Source organism: Pseudoduganella sp. SL102, from assembly GCF_027856995.1.
Classification (GTDB): Bacteria; Pseudomonadota; Gammaproteobacteria; order Burkholderiales; family Burkholderiaceae_D; genus Rugamonas; species Rugamonas albidiflava.
In genome coordinates this window covers 3,575,252-3,591,606 of the sequence record NZ_CP115554.1, presented here as the reverse complement: position 1 = coordinate 3,591,606, position 16,355 = coordinate 3,575,252, and the positions used below count along the sequence as shown (strand labels likewise).

10 protein-coding genes are annotated in these 16,355 nt (G+C 70.1%); 4 read left to right on the top strand and 6 right to left on the bottom strand.

Going from position 1 to position 16,355, the window contains the following annotated elements:
- Window positions 1–29: 29 nt before the first annotated feature.
- Window positions 30–3,452, top strand: a complete 3,423-nt coding sequence (locus OU994_RS15270; protein WP_281611462.1) for a sugar-binding domain-containing protein — start codon at window positions 30–32, stop codon at window positions 3,450–3,452.
- A 36-nt stretch (window positions 3,453–3,488) separates the two neighbouring features.
- Here OU994_RS15270 and OU994_RS15265 read toward each other — a convergent pair whose 3' ends face one another.
- The 3 genes from OU994_RS15265 to OU994_RS15255 all read right to left on the bottom strand — a co-directional run bounded on the left by OU994_RS15265 (window position 3,489) and on the right by OU994_RS15255 (window position 8,423).
- Window positions 3,489–6,182, bottom strand: coding sequence for a glycoside hydrolase family 3 C-terminal domain-containing protein (locus OU994_RS15265; protein WP_281611461.1), 2,694 nt, complete (start codon window positions 6,180–6,182; stop codon window positions 3,489–3,491).
- 100 nt (window positions 6,183–6,282) lie between these two features.
- The gene (locus OU994_RS15260; RefSeq protein WP_281611460.1) at window positions 6,283–6,669 is read right to left on the bottom strand and encodes a DUF4406 domain-containing protein; all 387 of its coding nucleotides are present in this window, start codon (window positions 6,667–6,669) and stop codon (window positions 6,283–6,285) included.
- Between the two features lie 86 nt (window positions 6,670–6,755).
- Window positions 6,756–8,423, bottom strand: coding sequence for a sensor domain-containing diguanylate cyclase (locus OU994_RS15255; RefSeq protein ID WP_281611459.1), 1,668 nt, complete (start codon window positions 8,421–8,423; stop codon window positions 6,756–6,758).
- A 272-nt stretch (window positions 8,424–8,695) separates the two neighbouring features.
- Here OU994_RS15255 and OU994_RS31750 point away from each other — a divergent pair, with 272 nt between their 5' ends.
- Together OU994_RS31750 and OU994_RS15245 are read left to right on the top strand one after the other, a co-directional pair.
- Entirely contained in the window at window positions 8,696–10,075 is a 1,380-nt protein-coding gene (locus tag OU994_RS31750) for an MASE1 domain-containing protein (RefSeq protein WP_373922598.1), read from the top strand.
- Window positions 9,982–12,624 carry an ATP-binding protein gene (locus OU994_RS15245; RefSeq protein WP_373922620.1) on the top strand — a complete coding sequence of 881 codons (2,643 nt, stop codon included), beginning with the start codon at window positions 9,982–9,984 and terminating at the stop codon, window positions 12,622–12,624. Before OU994_RS31750 ends, OU994_RS15245 begins: the two co-directional genes overlap by 94 nt.
- Window positions 12,625–12,626: 2 nt before the next feature.
- Here the strand turns inward: OU994_RS15245 and OU994_RS15240 are convergent, their stop codons facing one another.
- Window positions 12,627–13,331, bottom strand: coding sequence for a GntR family transcriptional regulator (locus OU994_RS15240; protein WP_281611457.1), 705 nt, complete (start codon window positions 13,329–13,331; stop codon window positions 12,627–12,629).
- A 146-nt stretch (window positions 13,332–13,477) separates the two neighbouring features.
- Between OU994_RS15240 and OU994_RS15235 the strand changes: the two genes are divergently transcribed.
- Window positions 13,478–14,767, top strand: coding sequence for a YbfB/YjiJ family MFS transporter (locus tag OU994_RS15235; RefSeq protein ID WP_281611456.1), 1,290 nt, complete (start codon window positions 13,478–13,480; stop codon window positions 14,765–14,767).
- 66 nt (window positions 14,768–14,833) lie between these two features.
- On the opposite strand, the gene OU994_RS15230 is transcribed toward OU994_RS15235, so the two are convergent.
- Complete coding sequence (locus tag OU994_RS15230; RefSeq protein WP_281611455.1) at window positions 14,834–15,787, bottom strand: LysR family transcriptional regulator; 954 nt, start codon at window positions 15,785–15,787, stop codon at window positions 14,834–14,836.
- Window positions 15,788–15,978: 191 nt separating this feature from the next.
- Window positions 15,979–16,320, bottom strand: coding sequence for a hypothetical protein (locus tag OU994_RS15225; protein ID WP_281611454.1), 342 nt, complete (start codon window positions 16,318–16,320; stop codon window positions 15,979–15,981).
- Between the last annotated feature and the right edge of the window lie 35 nt (window positions 16,321–16,355).

Below are 16,355 nucleotides of genomic sequence, written 5' to 3'. Positions count from 1 at the left end.
CTGACCACGCCGCCGATGACACATTTGCCATGACACACCCGCTGCTCAAGACCTCTCACCACGTCTTCCCCCTTGTCGCCGCCATGCTGCTCGCGCTCGGCCCGGCGCCCGCCACCAGCGCGGCCGACAAGCGCGACCTGGCCGGCACCTGGCGCTTTGCCCTCGACCGCCACGACGAAGGCGTTGCCGCGCGCTGGTACGGAGGCGCGGTGCCTGACAGATTCACGGACAGGATCGCGCTGCCTGGCATCCTGAATGCGCAGGGCTACGGCGACGAGATTTCCACCGGCACGCCGTGGGTGCTGTCGCTGTACGACAAGGACTGGCACCTGCGCGAGGAGTACAAGGCCCATACCGCGCCCGGCAAGGTGAAGGTGCCGTTCCTGTCCCAGCCGCCGCGCCACTACCTGGGCGCGGCCTGGTACCAGCGCGACATCGATGTGCCGGCCGCCTGGCGCGGCAAGCGCGTGGTGCTGCACCTGGAACGCCCGCGCTGGGGCTCCACGCTATGGCTGGACGAGCGCGAGATCGGCAGCAACCGCAGCCTGGTCGCCGGACATGAATACGACCTGGGCCTGCTGGCGCCGGGGCCGCACCGGATCACCGTGCGGGTGGACAGCCGGATGCTGATGAACTACCGGCCCGATTCGCACAGCGTGTCCGATTCGCTGGGCATGAGCTGGAACGGCATCGTCGGCAAGGTGGAACTGCGCGCCACGTCGCCCGTGTGGATCGACGATGCGCAGGTCTTCCCGGACGTGGCGGCACGCACCGCGCGCGTGCGGCTCAAGATCGACAATCGCGGCGGGCAAGCCGGCAGCGGCACGGTGCGGGCCAACGGCCGGCGCATTGCCGTCACCTGGACCGCCGATGGCGGCAGCGCCGAATTCACGGTGCGCTACCCGCGCGATGCCGCGACCTGGGACGAATGGAACCCCGTATTGCACACGCTGAAGCTGAAGCTGGACGGCCCGCAGGCCGGCGACGCGCGCGACGTGAAGTTCGGATTCGTGCAGATCCGCGCGGAAGGCAGCCGGATGCTGGTGAACGGCCGGCCCACGTTCATGCGCGGCACCCACCACGGCGGCGACTTCCCGCTGACCGGCTACCCGCCGACCGATGTCGCCTACTGGAAGAAGATCTTCACCATCAACAAGCAGTGGGGCATCAACCACGTGCGCTTCCACTCGTTCAATCCGCCCGAGGCGGCATTCCAGGCCGCCGACGAGGTGGGCATCTACCTGCAGCCGGAGCCGGGCATGTGGAATGCCGTATCGCCCGGCACGCCGATGGAAGCCATGCTGTACGAGGAAACCGAGCGGATGATTCGCGCCTACGGCAACCACCCGTCGTTCCTGCTGTTCAGCCCCAGCAACGAACCGAAAGGCAACTGGAAGGCGGCGTTCGACAAGTGGATCGCCCACTACCGGCAGGCCGACCCGCGCCGGCTCTACACCAACGGCACGGGCCACACGGAAGCCGCGGTGCCGGACGTCGACAAGGGGACCGACTACCTGGCGATCCAGCGCATCGGCCCGAAACCGCTGCGCAACAAGACCGGCTGGTTCGGCCGCGATTATTCGGCCTCGCTGGAGGGCATCGGCGTGCCGGTGCTGTCCCACGAGAACGGCCAGTGGGTGGCCTACCCGGATTATTCGGTCATCGACAAGTTCACCGGCTACCTGCGGCCCGGCAATTACGAGATCTTCCGCGAATCGGCCAGGGCGCGCGGCGTGCTGGAAAAGAACCGCGAATTCGCGCTGGCTTCCGGACGCTGGCAGCTGGCCTGCTACAAGGAAGAGATCGAAGCCATCCTGCGCACCCCCGGCATGAGCGGCTACCAGCTGCTCGACCTGCACGATTACCTGGGCCAGGGCACGGCGCTGGTCGGCCTGCTCGATACGTTCTGGGAATCGAAGGGCTATGCTTCCGCGCAGGCATTCCGCCGCTTCAACGGTGAAACGGTGCCGCTGGCCCGCGTCACGCGCCAGACGCTGACCAGCGCCGATACGCTGGACGTGCCGGTCGACATCGCCCACTACGGCAAGGCCGCGCTGCGTGGCGCGCGCCCCTGGTGGAAGGTGGTCGACGGCGCCGGCAAGACCGTGGCCGGCGGCGGCTTCGCGACGACCGACCTGGCCGTCGGCCGCAATGCCCGGCTGGGCCGCATCGCGCTGCCGCTGGCGGGCCTGCCGGCACCGGCCCGATACCGCCTCGTGGTCGGCCTCGCAGGTACGCACATCGAGAACGACTGGAATTTCTGGGTCTATCCGCACGAGGTCGCGACCGATGCGCCGGCCGACGTGCTGGTCACCCGGGCGTGGCCGGAAGCCGAAGCGCGGCTGGCGGCCGGCGGCAAGGTACTGTACCTGCCGCGCAAGGCGGACCTCGACTGGACTTCGCCGCCGCTGGCGGATGTGCCGGTATTCTGGAACCGCCTGATGAATCCCGGCTGGAGCCGCATGCTCGGGCTGTGGATCGACAAGGCCCACCCTGCCCTGGCGGGCTTCCCCACCGACGACCACTACGACTGGCAGTGGGCCGAGGTGGCGGCGCCGGCGCGCGCCATGAACCTGGCGCGGCTGCCGCGCGGCCTGCAACCGATCGTGCAGCCGATCGACGACTGGAACCGCAACTACAAGCTGGGGCTGCTGTTCGAGGCGCGCGTGGGCGCCGGCCGCCTGATGGTCTCCACCGCGGACCTGGACAGCGATGTCGGCGTCGGGCCAGCCGCGCGTGTGGTGGCGCGGCAGTTGCGCAAGTCCGTGCTCGACTACATGGCCAGCGAGGCGTTCGCGCCGGCCACCGACGTCAGCCCCGATGCGCTGCGCGCTTCGCTGTTCGACACCCGCGTGATGAAGAAGCTGGGCGCCACCGCCAGCGGCTGGAACGATGCGGACAAGACGATCGACGGCGATCCGAACACCTATGCGCTGGAGTCGGGGAAGATCGAAGACAAAGGCAAGGGCAAGGGCGACGGAGCGGGCAACGGCGCGCGCCCGCAGCCGGCGCTGACGATCGCCTTCCCGGCCGCCGTGCCGTTCGACGGCCTGGTGCTGATGCCGCGCCAGAACCACCGCGACCACGAGGGCGATGTGCGCGAATGGCTGGTGCAGGTCAGCGACGACGGCCGCCAGTGGCGCGACGTGCGCCGTGCCACGCTGGGCTCCACCTTCGAGCCGCAGTCGATCCGCTTCGACAACGTCACCGCGCGCTGGCTGAAGCTGACCGCGCTGGCCGGCTTCGGCGCCGACCGCGCCAGCGCGCTGGCCGACGTGGCGGTGTCCTACACGGGTCCCGCCCTGCCCGACGAAACCGGCGAGCTGCAGTACCAGCGCTCGCGCTCGACCTCCACTGATGTCGACGAAGCGGGGATGGATGACCGGCGGCCGGCCCGGCCGGGCACCGGTGACAAGCGCGAGACTCGCCCGGGAGCGGCATCCGGGCGGTAAAGTCCGCGGTGGCGCCCAGCCCGGGCGCCGCTCCCCTTACTTCGGCAACGCGAACTCGCCATCGACGCGCAGTGTGGCCTGCGTCACTTGCGCGAACTTCGGCTGGCCGCCGCCGGCGTACACGGTGTACTCGCCGGCGCGGACAAAGCGGCCCCCCTTGGCATCGACCTGCGACTGCGCCCGGGCATCGAGCTCCACCGTCACCGTCCGGCTGCCGCCGGCTTTCACGTGGACGCGGCGGAAGCCGGCCAGCACGGGATTGGCGCGGTCGCCCGGCCTGGCCAGGTAGAGCTGCACCACCTCGTCGCTGTCGCGCTTGCCCGTATTGCGCACCGTGACGGTGGCCTTGACCGCCTGCCCCGCCTTGACGCGCGTGGCCGACAGCTTCGGCGCGGCATAGCGGAAGCTGGTGTAGCTGAGGCCATGGCCGAACGGATGCAGCACCGGCCCGTTGAAGTAGCGGTACGTGCGGTTCCGCATCGAGTAATCGGCGAACGGCGGCAGGTCCGCTTCCGAGCGCACGATCGTGTACGGCAGGCGCCCGGCGGGGCTGACCTGGCCGGCCAGCACGCGGGCGATGGCCGCGCCGCCGCCCTCGCCCGGATACCAGGCGTGCACGATGGCGTCGGCGTTCGCCTCCACCCATGGATCGGAGATCGGGCCGCCCGTCAGGTAGACCACCACCAGCGGCTTGCCGGTGGCCTTCACGGCTTCCAGCATGCGCCGCTGTGCGTCCGGCAGTGCCAGCGTGAGGCGGTCGCCGCCCCGGAAGCCGGGGAAGTCCACCTTCATTTCCTCGCCTTCCAGGTCGGGCGACAGGCCTACCAGCGCCACCGCGACGTCGCTCGCCCGGGCCGCGGCCACCGCGCCGTCCACCAGTGCATCGCGCGGCGCCACCCACTCCAGCGCGCTGTGGCGATCGTTCTCGGTGCGCGCGTAATCGATGCGCACGCGGCGCGGCCGGGTATCGTCGAACGTGAAGTGGATCTTCTCCATGCGCTGCTGGCAATTGCCTGCCACGCACTCGGCCGTGTTGCCGCCGCCGATGCCGGCCTTTTCCGGCGAGACCACCAGCTCATCGTCGATCCATACCTTGATGTTCGGCAGCGGCCGGTCGCGCGGCACGATCATGCGGAAGCCCAGCTCGTACTGGCCCGGCTTGGGCGGCACCAGCACGCCGGTCCAGCGCACCGAGAACTTTCGTGGTTCAAAGCCCTGCGGGGCGCTGTGTTCGAAATTGAAGTTGATGACAGGGTCGATGCGCGTCATCTTCGGCTTGCCGGCGAATTCCAGGTTGTCGAAGTATTCGCCCCGCAGGCCGTGCTGGCCGCTGTCCGCCGCCACTTTCAGGAACGTTTCCGGGATCGGCATGCGCTTGCCGTCGATCAGCGGCGCGCCGGCAGCATACGTCACGCGCGCGGCGCCGAACGCCTTGCGCAGCGCGTCGACGGGCAGCGTGGGATGCACGATGGTGCCGTTGTAGTTGCCTTCCAGGCTTTGCAGCAGCGCCGCGTTCGGCCCGATCACGGCGATGCGGGCCCCGGCGGCCAGCGGCAGCACGTTGCCGCCGTTCTTCAGCAGGACGATGGCTTCCTCGGCGGCCTGCTGCGCCAGTGCGCGGTGGCCGGGCGAGTTGATCGCGCTGTACGGCACCCGGTCCCAGGCGCTGCCGTCGAGGAGCCCCATGCGGATGCGCGCGGCCAGCAGGCGCACCAGCGAGGTGTCGATTTCCGCTTCGGTGATCAGCCCGCGGGCCACCGCGTCCGGCAGGCCCAGGTAGCTCCGGCCGCAGACCAGGTCGGTCCCCGCCTTCACGGCGGTGGCCGCCGCGTGGGGAATGTCGGGCGACGTCTTGTGGCCGGTCACCAGGTCGCTCACCGAGTCGCAGTCCGACACGATGAAGCCCTGGAAGCCCCAGTCCTTGCGCACCAGCCGGTTCTGCAGCGGGTGGGCGCACATCGGGATGCCGTCCACCGCGTTATACGCGCACATCAGCGAATACGCCTTCGCATCGACGATCGCATTGCGGAACGCCGGCAGGTAGGTGTCTTCCAGGTCGAACGGCGACACGTCGACATTGAAGCTGTGGCGCTCGGGCTCGGGCCCGGAGTGCACCACGAAATGCTTCGGCGTGGCGACGCCCTTGTACAGCTTCGGGTCATTGCCCTGGATGCCGCGGATGAACGCCATGCCCAGCTGGCCGGCCAGGTGCGGGTCTTCACCGTAGGTTTCCTGGCCGCGGCCCCAGCGCGGGTCGCGGTAGATGTTGATGTTGGGGGTCCAGTAATTGACGCCGAAGTAGCGCGCCGTGCCGCCCGCATCGCGGCGCAGCGCGGCGTTGAAGTTGGCCCGCCCTTCCAGCGCGATGGCATCGGCCAGGCGCTCGGTCAGCGCGGTATCCCAGGTCGCCGCCAGGCCGATCGCCTGCGGGAACACGGTGGCATGGCCGGCCCGGGCCACGCCGTGCAGCACTTCGTTCCACCAGTCATAGCGCTTCAGGCCGAGCCGCTCGATGGCCGGCGCGGCATTTTGCATCTGCTCGGCCTTTTCCTGCAGCGTCATGCGCGCAACCAGGTCCCTGGCGCGCGCTTCGGGCGCCAGGGCGGCGTCGCGATATGCGGGCGCGGCGTCGGCCGCGGCAAGTCCCGGCGCAAAGGCCAGCGCCACGGCGAACGGCATGGCGCGGATCAGGTGAACGGTGCTGGTGAAGGAACTGGCGGCGAGCTGCATGGGTCTCCTGTACGGTCTGTCGTTGAATTGCCGGGTTGCCGCAATTCTGCAGGCCATCAGGTGCCGCCGCAATGTGAAAATCGCCAACGGCCCGACGTTTTTACGCCTCCGTCACCGCTGCGCCCTCGGCCGCCGGTACCTCGTCCACGCTGGCGTACACGGGCAATCCCAGTTCGCGCGCCTGCCGCACATCGCCATCGGCGCCGCGCGAGGCACCGGGAATCCGGTAGACGGCATCGCATTGCGCGATCACCCGCCGCGCCACGCCGTACAGGAAGTCCGACGGCACGTACTCGGCGACCCGCCCATGCCCGGCATGCTGCGCCAGCGGCAGCGCCAGCCACTCGCCGATCAGCGGCACATGGCCCTTTTCATAGACATGCCACGCCGCCTGCTCGAGCGCGTGGAGGTTGCGCGCAATGCGCTGCAGGTCGCCCTCGGTACCGCTGCGGTAGGGGCCGGCAATCAGGATCGTCATCGGTTTCATGTCGTACTCTCCATTGGATCAGGGAAGCACGATATTACACGCTTTATCACGATCCTGCACGTTTTTACACGTTTTCCTGCGCCATGCTACGCTTTTGCACGCTCCTGCACGACTTCCCGTGAAACGAATTCCTCGTGACCCCGTACACTGGCGAGCTTTTCCGCGCCGAACACGTTGACCGCATAGCCGTTGCGGCCGGCCGCCTTCACGCCGTACAGCGCATAGTCGGCCGACTGCATGATCGCGTCGGCGTTCGTCGGCATGCTCGTGATGGCGATGCCCACGCTGGCCGTCACGTGGAGCGCGGTGTCGCCGACCTGGAACGGCGCTTCCATCGCCGCCAGGATCCTGCCGCCCAGCTGGTGCGCCTCGCCGGCGCCGCGCACCTGTTCGTAGACCACCACGAATTCGTCGCCCGCCAGGCGTGCCACGGTATCGGTGCAGCGCACCGCGCCCTGCAGCCGGCGCGCGAACTCCACCAGCACGGCGTCGCCGGTGGCATGGCCATGGCCGTCGTTGATGCTCTTGAAGCGGTCGATATCGAGGAAGGCCACCGCCACCGACTCGCCGGAGCGGCGCGCACGCGCCAGCGCCGCCGGCAGGAACTGGTCGAACATGCGGCGGTTGTGGGTGCCCGTCAGCACATCGGTCGTGGCCAGCCGGTGCAGGTCGTCCGCGGCCTGCTTGCGGCTGCGCGACAGCCGGTACAGCGCCCGGCTCAGCACGCCGAACTCATCGGCGTGGTCGACATTGAACGCGCTGATGTCGGTGGCGCCCGCATCGATCGATTCGACCACGCCCTGCAGCGCTTCCAGCGGTTCCATCAGCACCTTGACGAGGCCCCAGCCGAAGACGCCGGCCATGGCCGTGAACAGGCCGGCCGCGCCCAGCGCGTTGAACCACACCGACGCCATCGGTGCGAACGCGTCGCGCAGCGGATACGACACGGCCACGGTCCAGTCGGCATGGCGCAGGCGCTTCCACGCCACCAGCGATGGCTCCTTGCCGTCGAGGATGTCGGCGCGCCAGCCTTCCGGGCCGGCCAGCGGGGCGGCGACGGCCGGCATCTCGTCGGCCAAAGGCTGCGTCAGGATCAGTTCCTTGCGGGGGTGGTGGATCACCGTGCCGTCGTTGGCGATGATGAACAGGTAACCCTGCTCGCGGGTGCGCAGCGCCTCGACCTGGGCGGCAAAGGCCGGGCGCAGCAGGTCCAGGCCGCCGACCAGCACCGCGAAGACATTCCCGCGCGCATCGGACAGCGGCTGTGCCACCGAGACCACCGGGCGACCCGACAGCACACTGCGGAACGGCGCCGAGATCACGCTGTCGCGGGTGCGCAGCGCCTCCTGGAAGTAAGGCCGCGCACTGACATTGATCATCTTGTCGCGCCGGTTCTTCAGGCTGGACACCAGGTCGCCGCGCGCATCGAAGGCGACGATGTTGACGAATTCATCCCGCAGGCCCGGATGCGATTCCAGCAAGGCCTGCACGTCGCGCGCACCCAGGTTGCGCGACAGCGCTTCCTCGGCAATGCTGCGCAGCACGTTCTGCTTGGTACGCAGGTCGTTGTCCAGGTAGGCGGCGGCGCCGGACAGGGCGGAGATTTCCTGGCGCGCGATCATGCGCTGGATCTGCGATTCCGCGATCAGCAGCGAGATGCCGCACACGCCGATGGCGGCGATGAGCACCATCGAGGCCACCAGGGCGGAGACCTTGAACCTGAAGCTGGTGAAGTGTGAGGCGGCCGAGAACACGGCAACTCCCTGGCGCACGAAGACGCGACGATCGGTGATCCGGCGGGGAATTGGGCCAGGACGGCAAGGCGCGCGTGGCATGGGCGCGGAATTGCAACTGGGTAATTATAGCGGTGGTACGGCTCCGGATGCTCGAACGAACCCGTGATGTTGCCGAGTTACAACGAATATAACGATCAAGGCAGCTCATGGATATGCCGCACAACCATGAAATGCAGCGTTGAACCAACTCAGGCATCATGCAGGCAACACCGGGAGGAGACAGACACCGCATGGAGAAGCGTTCCGGACCGCTCATGGCCCACGCCGGCAGGATCGTGCTGTGCACGCTCGCGTACCTGGCTGGGGCAGCCGTTTGCATCCTCGTCTCCGTCCCCACGGGGAACAACAGCCCTGTGTGGCTGCCCACCGGCATCGCACTGGCCGCCGTACTGCGCTTCGGGTGGCCCATCCTGCCCGGCGTGGCGGCCGGCGCCTTCCTCGTCAACCTGTACCTGCTGGCCGATGGCCCGGGGTCCGGCGCGCTGCATGTCGCCGCGGCGCTCGGCATCGCCGCCGGCAATACGCTGGCCGCGGCCGCGGGTGCCTGGCTGATCCGGCGCGGCTCGCGTGCCCTGCGGCGCAACAGCCCCCTGGTGATCTACGGCTACGCGCTGGTCGCGGCGGTGGCGGCGATGATCGGCGCGGCGCCCGGCGGTTGCGTGCACGCCCTTCTCGGGCGGATCGCCTGGAGCGGGGTGTTCCCGGTCGTCACGCTGTGGTGGCTGGGCAATGTCATGGCGATCCTGCTGGTGACGCCGCTGCTGTCGGCCTGGACCTTGCGCCACGCCTTGCGCACGCTGCGGCCGCCCCGTGCGGCGTGCTGGCTGGCCCTGCTGCTGGGAACGATGGCGCTGGCCACCCTGGTCCTGTACCGGCTGGCGCCGCCGCCATGGCAGGCGCTGGCGCCGTGGCTGCTGCTGGCGCCGGCGATCGGTGCGGCCTACCTGTTCGGCGCACCCGGCGGTTCCGCCGCCGCCGCGATCGCCGCAGCCGGGGCGATCGCGGCCACGCTGGGTGGCGCCGGGCCATTCGCCACCCGCGACCAGTTCCATTCGCTGCTCGGCCTGGACATCTACCTGGCATTGCTGGGCATGGCGACCATGCTCGTCACCAATACCGCCGCCGGCCACCACCGCCCCGCGACGGATACGCGGCCGGGGCGCTGGCCGGTCGGCACCCTTGCGCTGTGCCTGGGCATCACGGCCGCCGCCTGGAATGCGGTCGGCCGGCAGGCCGAGTTCCGCACCCGCGAGCGCTTCGACGCGATCATCGACCTCACATGGCAGCAGATGGACTACCGGATGGCCAACTACCGCCGCATGCTGATGGCCGGCAAGGCCTTCTTCGAAGGGTCGGACGACGTTACCGAAGCGGAGTGGAATGCCTATGTGGCCAATTTCGACGTGGAACGGGCATTTCCCGGCACGCTGGGCCTGGGATTCGCCGCGTGGCTGCGCTCCCCGGCGAGGCCGCCGCGCACCTGGAGCGACAGCGCTCGCGCCGCGCGGCCTACCGCATCTGGCCGGAACCGGTGCGCTGGCCGGTGGCCGCCGTCACGTACCTGGCGCCGCCCAACGTGCCTAACGAGCGCCCCATCGGCTACGACATGATGTCCGAGATCAACCGCCAGCACGCGCTGGAGGGGGCCGTCGCGAGCGCCGGGATCGGCAGCACGGGCACCATCGGGCTGGTGCATGACATCGGCAAGGACGAACGGCATGGCTTCCTGATGTTCATGCCGCTGTACCACCGCGGCGCGCCGACCGGATCGGCCGCGGACCGCGAGGCGGCGCTGCGCGGCTTCATCTATAGCCCGTTCCGGGTACGCGACATGGTCGACAGCCTGCTCGGCAGGCACGATGCCTTCGCGCTGCGCATCACCGACCTGCATGCGGCATCGCGGGGACGGGAAATCTATCGCAGCGCCAGTCCTGGCAACGACACCGGCAACGGTGGCGACGCCAGCGCGCAGGCATCGCGCTACGTGAAACCGCTGGCGGCCATGCGCACGCTGGCGATCGACGAGGCCGGGCACCGCTGGCAGCTGGAGTTCACCGCCAGTACCCGCTTCGAATCCGGCATCGACCGGCAGGGCCCGCTGCTGACGCTGGGCCTGGGCGCGCTGATCAGCTTCCTGCTGTTCAGTATCGTGCGCGGCCTTGCCTCGACGCGCGCGCGGGCGCTGCAGATCGCCCAGCAGATCACCCGCGAGCTGCAACTGCAGCAGCGCGCGGTGCGCCAGAGCGAGGAACGCTTCCGCCTGTTCACGGCCAGCGTGCGCAGCCACGCCATCATCTTCCTCGATGCCGCCGGCCGCGTGGAGGCGTGGAACGACGGCGCCGCCAACCTGTTCGGCCACGCGGACGGCGAGGCGATCGGCCGCGCACTCGACCTGTGGGCCGACCCGGAACGGGGCCGCGCGCTGCTGGCCGAGGCGGCGGCCGGCGACAGCGCCACCGCCGTCACGGAACTGGTGCGCAAGGACGGCACCCGCTTCACGGGGGAACTGCAACTGACGGCCGTGCGGCGCGACGGCGTGCCGACCGGGTTCGCCTGCATCGTGCGCGACGTGACGGCCGCGCGCGAGGCCGAGGAACAATTGCGGCAGGCGGTGGCGATCGCGCAGAGCGCCAGCCGGGCCAAGAGCGCCTTCGTGGCCAACATGAGCCATGAACTGCGCACGCCGATGAATGGCGTGCTGGGCATCGCCGCCCTGCTGGAACGCGGCGCGCTGGACAAGGAACAGCGCGACCTGCTGCGGATGATCCGCAGCTCCGGCGAAACGCTGCTGGCGGTGCTGAACGATATCCTCGACTTTTCCAAGATCGAGGCCGGCAAGGTCGACCTGCACCCGGAAGCGGTGGCCCTGGACGACGTGGCCCTGGCGTGCGCCCGCCTGATGGCCGTCAACGGCGGCGGCCGGCTGCGCGTGCTGGTCGACGTGGCGCCGGCCCTGCCGCCCACGATCGTGGCCGATGCGCTGCGGCTGGAGCAGATCCTGACGAACCTGATCGGCAACGCCCTGAAATTCACCACCCACGGCGCCGTCGAATGCCGCTTCGTACGCGCCGCGCTGGAGGGCGCGCCGGCGCTGAGGGTGGACGTCGCCGACACCGGCATCGGCATCGACCCGGAGCAGCAGAAGCGGCTGTTTTCCGCGTTTGCCCAGGCCGATGCGTCGACCACGCGGCGTTTCGGCGGCACCGGCCTCGGCCTGACGATCGCGCGCAGCCTGGCCAGCCTGATGGGCGGCACGCTGGAGGTGGCCAGCATGCCCGGCGGCGGCAGGACGTTCACGCTGACAGTGCCGCTGATGGTGCCAGGCCACGAAGCCGCCGCGCCGGACCGCTACGCCGTGGCGCCCGAGCACCAGGCGCTGTCCGTGCTGCTGTGCGAGCCGGAAACGCGGACGGTGTCGGCGCTGGCCAATGCCACGGCACGCTGGGGCTGGCACCTGCACATCGCCCACGATCCGGCGCGCGTGGGCCTGCTGCTGGCGGTGCCGGGCGCATTGCCCTGGGACCTGGCCATCGTCGGCCCCGGCATCGATGGCGCCCAGGTGATCGCCGCGCTGGCCGCGCGGCGTGCGCAGCTGCCGCCCGGCTTCGCGCTGATCCGCATCCTGGCCGGCTTCGACGTGCCGGCCGGCGATACGGCGGTGCCCTTCCCCGTCGCGGTCGTGCATGCGCCGGCCACCCGCGCGGCGCTGCATGCCGCGCTACTGGAGGCGCGCTCGCGGCCCGAACCGGCGCCGCTGCCGGTGGCGGACGATGGCGTCGCGCCGCTGGCCGGCATGCGCGTGCTGCTGGCCGAGGACAATCCCATCAACCAGACAGTGGCCGTGGCCCTGCTCGACTACGCCGGCGCGGCCGTCACCGTGGCCGGCGATGGCGCCGCGGCGCTGGCCCGGCTGGAACAGGACCCGGCCGGCTTCGACATCGTGCTGATGGACGTGCAGATGCCCGTACTGGACGGGCTGGCCGCCACGCGCGAGATCCGCGACAGGCTGCGGCTGGCGGTGCCGGTGGTGGCGATGACCGCCGGCGTCACGCAGGAAGAACGCGATGCCTGCGGCGCGGCGGGCATGGATGCGTTCATCGCCAAGCCGATCGACGAGGGGGAACTGGTGGACACGCTGCGCAGGTATCGGCGCGGCTGACGTCAGTGCACCGGCAGCACGAAGTCCGGATACCGCTCGCGCAGCGCGTCCAGTTCCGACAGCGTGCCGGACAGGTGCTTGCGCACCCACGACTGGGCGCGCGCGGCATCGCCGTCGCCGATGGCGCGGGCGATCTCGGCGTGCTGTTCGAGGATCGACTGGGCCTTGTTGTTCAGCGGCAGGTGCAGCCGGCGCAGCCGGTCCAGGTTACCGCTGCCGTCGCGCAGCCGTTCCCACAAGCCGGTCAGCAGCGCGGCGTCGTACAGCGTGCGGTGGAATTCCATGTCCACCGCCGTGAAGCTGGCCAGGTCGCCCCGCTCCAGGCAGGCGCGCTGCCGGTCGACCAGTTCGAGCAGCCGGGCCGCCAGTTGCGGATCGCGCCGCCGGGCCAGGCCATGCACCAGTTCCAGCTCCACCGACAGCCGCAGGAAATGCGCTTCGCGGGCCGACGACAGGTCGACCGCGCGCACCCGCGTGGCGTGCTGGGGAAAGACCTCGACCAGCTTTTCGTCGTCCAGCCGCGCCAGCGCATCGCGCACGGGGGTGACCGACACGTCGAAATACCCGGCCAGCTCGTTGCGGGACAGCACGGCGCCGGGCGGCAGCGCCAGGGTTACGATCAGTTCGCGCAGGTGTTCATACACCTGCAGTGCCGCGCTGCGGGACCGGTCGAGCCGGAAAGTGCCAGGTAAGGTGTGTTCGCTCATGTCGTCATCGTAATGTGCCCCGCCCGGATTGTACCGGGAAGCGGGCCTCGCGGCACCGATAAGCCCGGGCTTATCGGTGCCGCAGCCGATCCGATTGGCCTTCCCGGCGGATGCCTCCTACGATGGTGGCAACGAAAGGAGTCGCCATGACCACCCGATCACCAGCCTCGCCAGCCTCGCCAGCCTCGTCAGCTTCGTCAACCACATCAACCACTTCAGCCTCGGCCACGGAACCCGCCGATGCCGCCGATGCCACCACCCCGGCCGTACCGGACGCGCTGCCGGCCCCGGTCGCCATCTTCGCCGGGCTGTCCGCCAGCCTGGTGGCGATCGGCCTGGCCCGCTTCGCCTACACGCCGCTGATCCCGCCGCTGATCGAGGCGCACTGGTTCGGCGCCAGCGACGTCGTCTACCTGGGCGCGGCGAATTTCGCCGGCTATTTCGCCGGCGCGCTGTCCGGCCGGCGCCTCGGCGCACGCTTTTCCCACCGCGCCATGCTGCGGTGGATGATGGCGCTGGCCGCGCTGTCGTTCGCGGCGTGCGCATGGCCCGTCTCGCTGGCGTGGTATTTCACGTGGCGGCTGGCGTCGGGCTTCGCCGGCGCGGTGGTGATGGTGCTGGTGGCGCAAACGATCCTGCCGATGGTGGCGCCGGCCCGGCGCGGCCTGGCCAGCGGCGCCATCTTCATGGGCATCGGCGCCGGGATCGTGGCATCCGGCACGCTGGTGCCGCTGCTGATGACGCAGTTTTCCCGTTACGGCCTGGCCGCCACCTGGCTCGGCCTGGCCGCACTGTCGGCCCTGCTGACCGGCTTGACGTGGCGTGCCTGGCCGGCGCATGCGCCGGTGGCCGCCACCGGCGGCGCGAAGGTGCCCATGCCGGCGGCCGTGCGGCTGCTGTACGCCGCCTATGCCGCGGTGGCGGTCGGCCTGCTGGGCGCCGCCGTGTTCCTCGTCGATTACGTGGCGCGCGGCCTGGCGCGGGGCACCGGGGCGGGCGCGCTGTACTGGATCGTGTACGGCGCTGGCGCGCTGTCCGGCCCCGTGCTGTATGGGCTGGTCGCGGACCGCATCGGTTTCGGCAGGGCCTTGCGGGGCGGCCTGGCACTGTCCGGCGCGGCCGCGCTGGCGCTGGCCTTTATGGACCACCCGGCCGCGCTGGCCGTGGCCAGCGCCCTGCTGGGCGCGTTCACGCCGGGCGTCGTCACGCTGATGATCGGCCGCCTGCATGAACTGCTGCCGGGCGACAGCCACGCCCAGCATGCGGCCTGGGGCCATTCGACCACGATGTTCGCGCTGTTCCAGGCACTGGCCGGCTATGCGTTCTCGTTCCTGTTCGCACACAGCGGCGGCCGGCACCATGTGGTCTTCGTCGCCTCCGCGCTGGCGTTCGGTGCCGCGCTGCTGCTGGAGGCGGCCAGCGCACGGCGGCGCTGACCTTCGCTGGCGCGGATCGGTTCAACGCCGATCACTTCAACACTGATCACTGCGGCGCCGATCGCTTCAGCGCTGCCCCGCCACCGCGCACCGGCGCGCTTCCTCGACCGTGATCGCCAGGAAGTCCAGCACCGCCGGCTGCGTTTCGCCGCTTCGCCAGAACGCGTGCATGGCCAGTGGCGCGAGTTCCGGCACTGGCAGCGCCACCATGCCGGGCAGCGGCTCGGGCAAGGCGAACGCGGTGGCCAGCATGCCGCCCAGTCCCTCGCGCGCCAGTTGCACGCCGGTCTGCACCTGGCTGGTTTCATACACGATGTCCGGCGCGGCGCCCGCGTCGCGGCAGGTGGCCAGCACGCGGTCGTAGACGGACGGGTTGACGGCCCGGGCGAACATCACCACGCGCTCCCGGGCCAGCCGCTCCAGGCTGACCTGCCCGCCCCCGGCCGCGGCCAGCGGGTGATCGTCCCGCACCAGCAGTTTCCAGCCCGCCAGCAGCAGCGGCTCGGCGCTCACGGTGCCATCCGCGGGCAGCCACTGCGCCGGATCGTCGAGGATGACCGCGATGCCCAGGTCGATGCGGCCGCGCTGCAATGCCTCGACCTGGGCCGCGGCATCCATCTCGTGGCGCGCCGTCCTGATGTCCGGGTACAGGGCGCGCAGCCGCTTCAGCGCGGCGGGCAGCATCGGCACGCTCGCATATTCGACCAGGCCGATCGACACGCGCATGTCATGCAGGCCGCCAGCCGCGCGGGCGCCGCGCGTGCTCTCCTCGATCAGCCGGAATACGCCCTGCACGCCATCGCGGAAGATTTTGCCCGCCGGCGTCAGCGCGACGGCGCGCTGGCCGCGCTCGAACAGCCGCACGCCGACCGATTCCTCGAGCCGGGCGATCTGCTGGCTCAGCGCCGGCTGGGTAATGAAGCACAGCTCGGCCGCACGGCCGAAATGCAGTTCCTGCGCCAGCGTCAGGAAGTAATGGAATTGCCGCAGCTCGCCCGTTTTGATCGCCCGATTCCTCATCGGCCGATTGTAGACGCGCACGCACCCGCCGGGCAATGCGCCCGGTGCCGCCGCCCCCGACCGGCGGGGACAAGCTCCCTCTTCCGGCATGGCTTCCGCCGGATTACGCCGTTCGACACCCTGCCGTTCAACCCTGCCGCACGACCCGCGGCGCTAGGTAGCCCGCCGGTGCGGACCTGCCGCGTGCCGGCTCAGCTGCCCAGCTGATGCTCGTCGCCCGGCTGCTGCGCCGTCTTCGTGCGGAATTCCTTGGGGCTCATGCGCATGCGGCCGCGGCCGTCGCCCATCCGGTCGCGCAATTTGCGGATCGGAATGCCGCTGGCTTCGTGCATGCGCAACAGGATCGTCGCGCCGACCGGCAGCCGGCCGTGGCGGATCTTGCTGAGCACCGGCGGCGCCACTTCCAGCGCGCGCGACAGTGCCGCGTCGTTCTTGGCGTTGAGCCGCTCGGCCAAGGTGTCGAGCAGGCGGCCGGGGTTGTATGGACCGATGTCGTGATCGGCGCCACTATTGTTGAGTAGGGGTTCCATCATTTTCTCCTTGTCAATCGCTACCCGTTCGATATGCA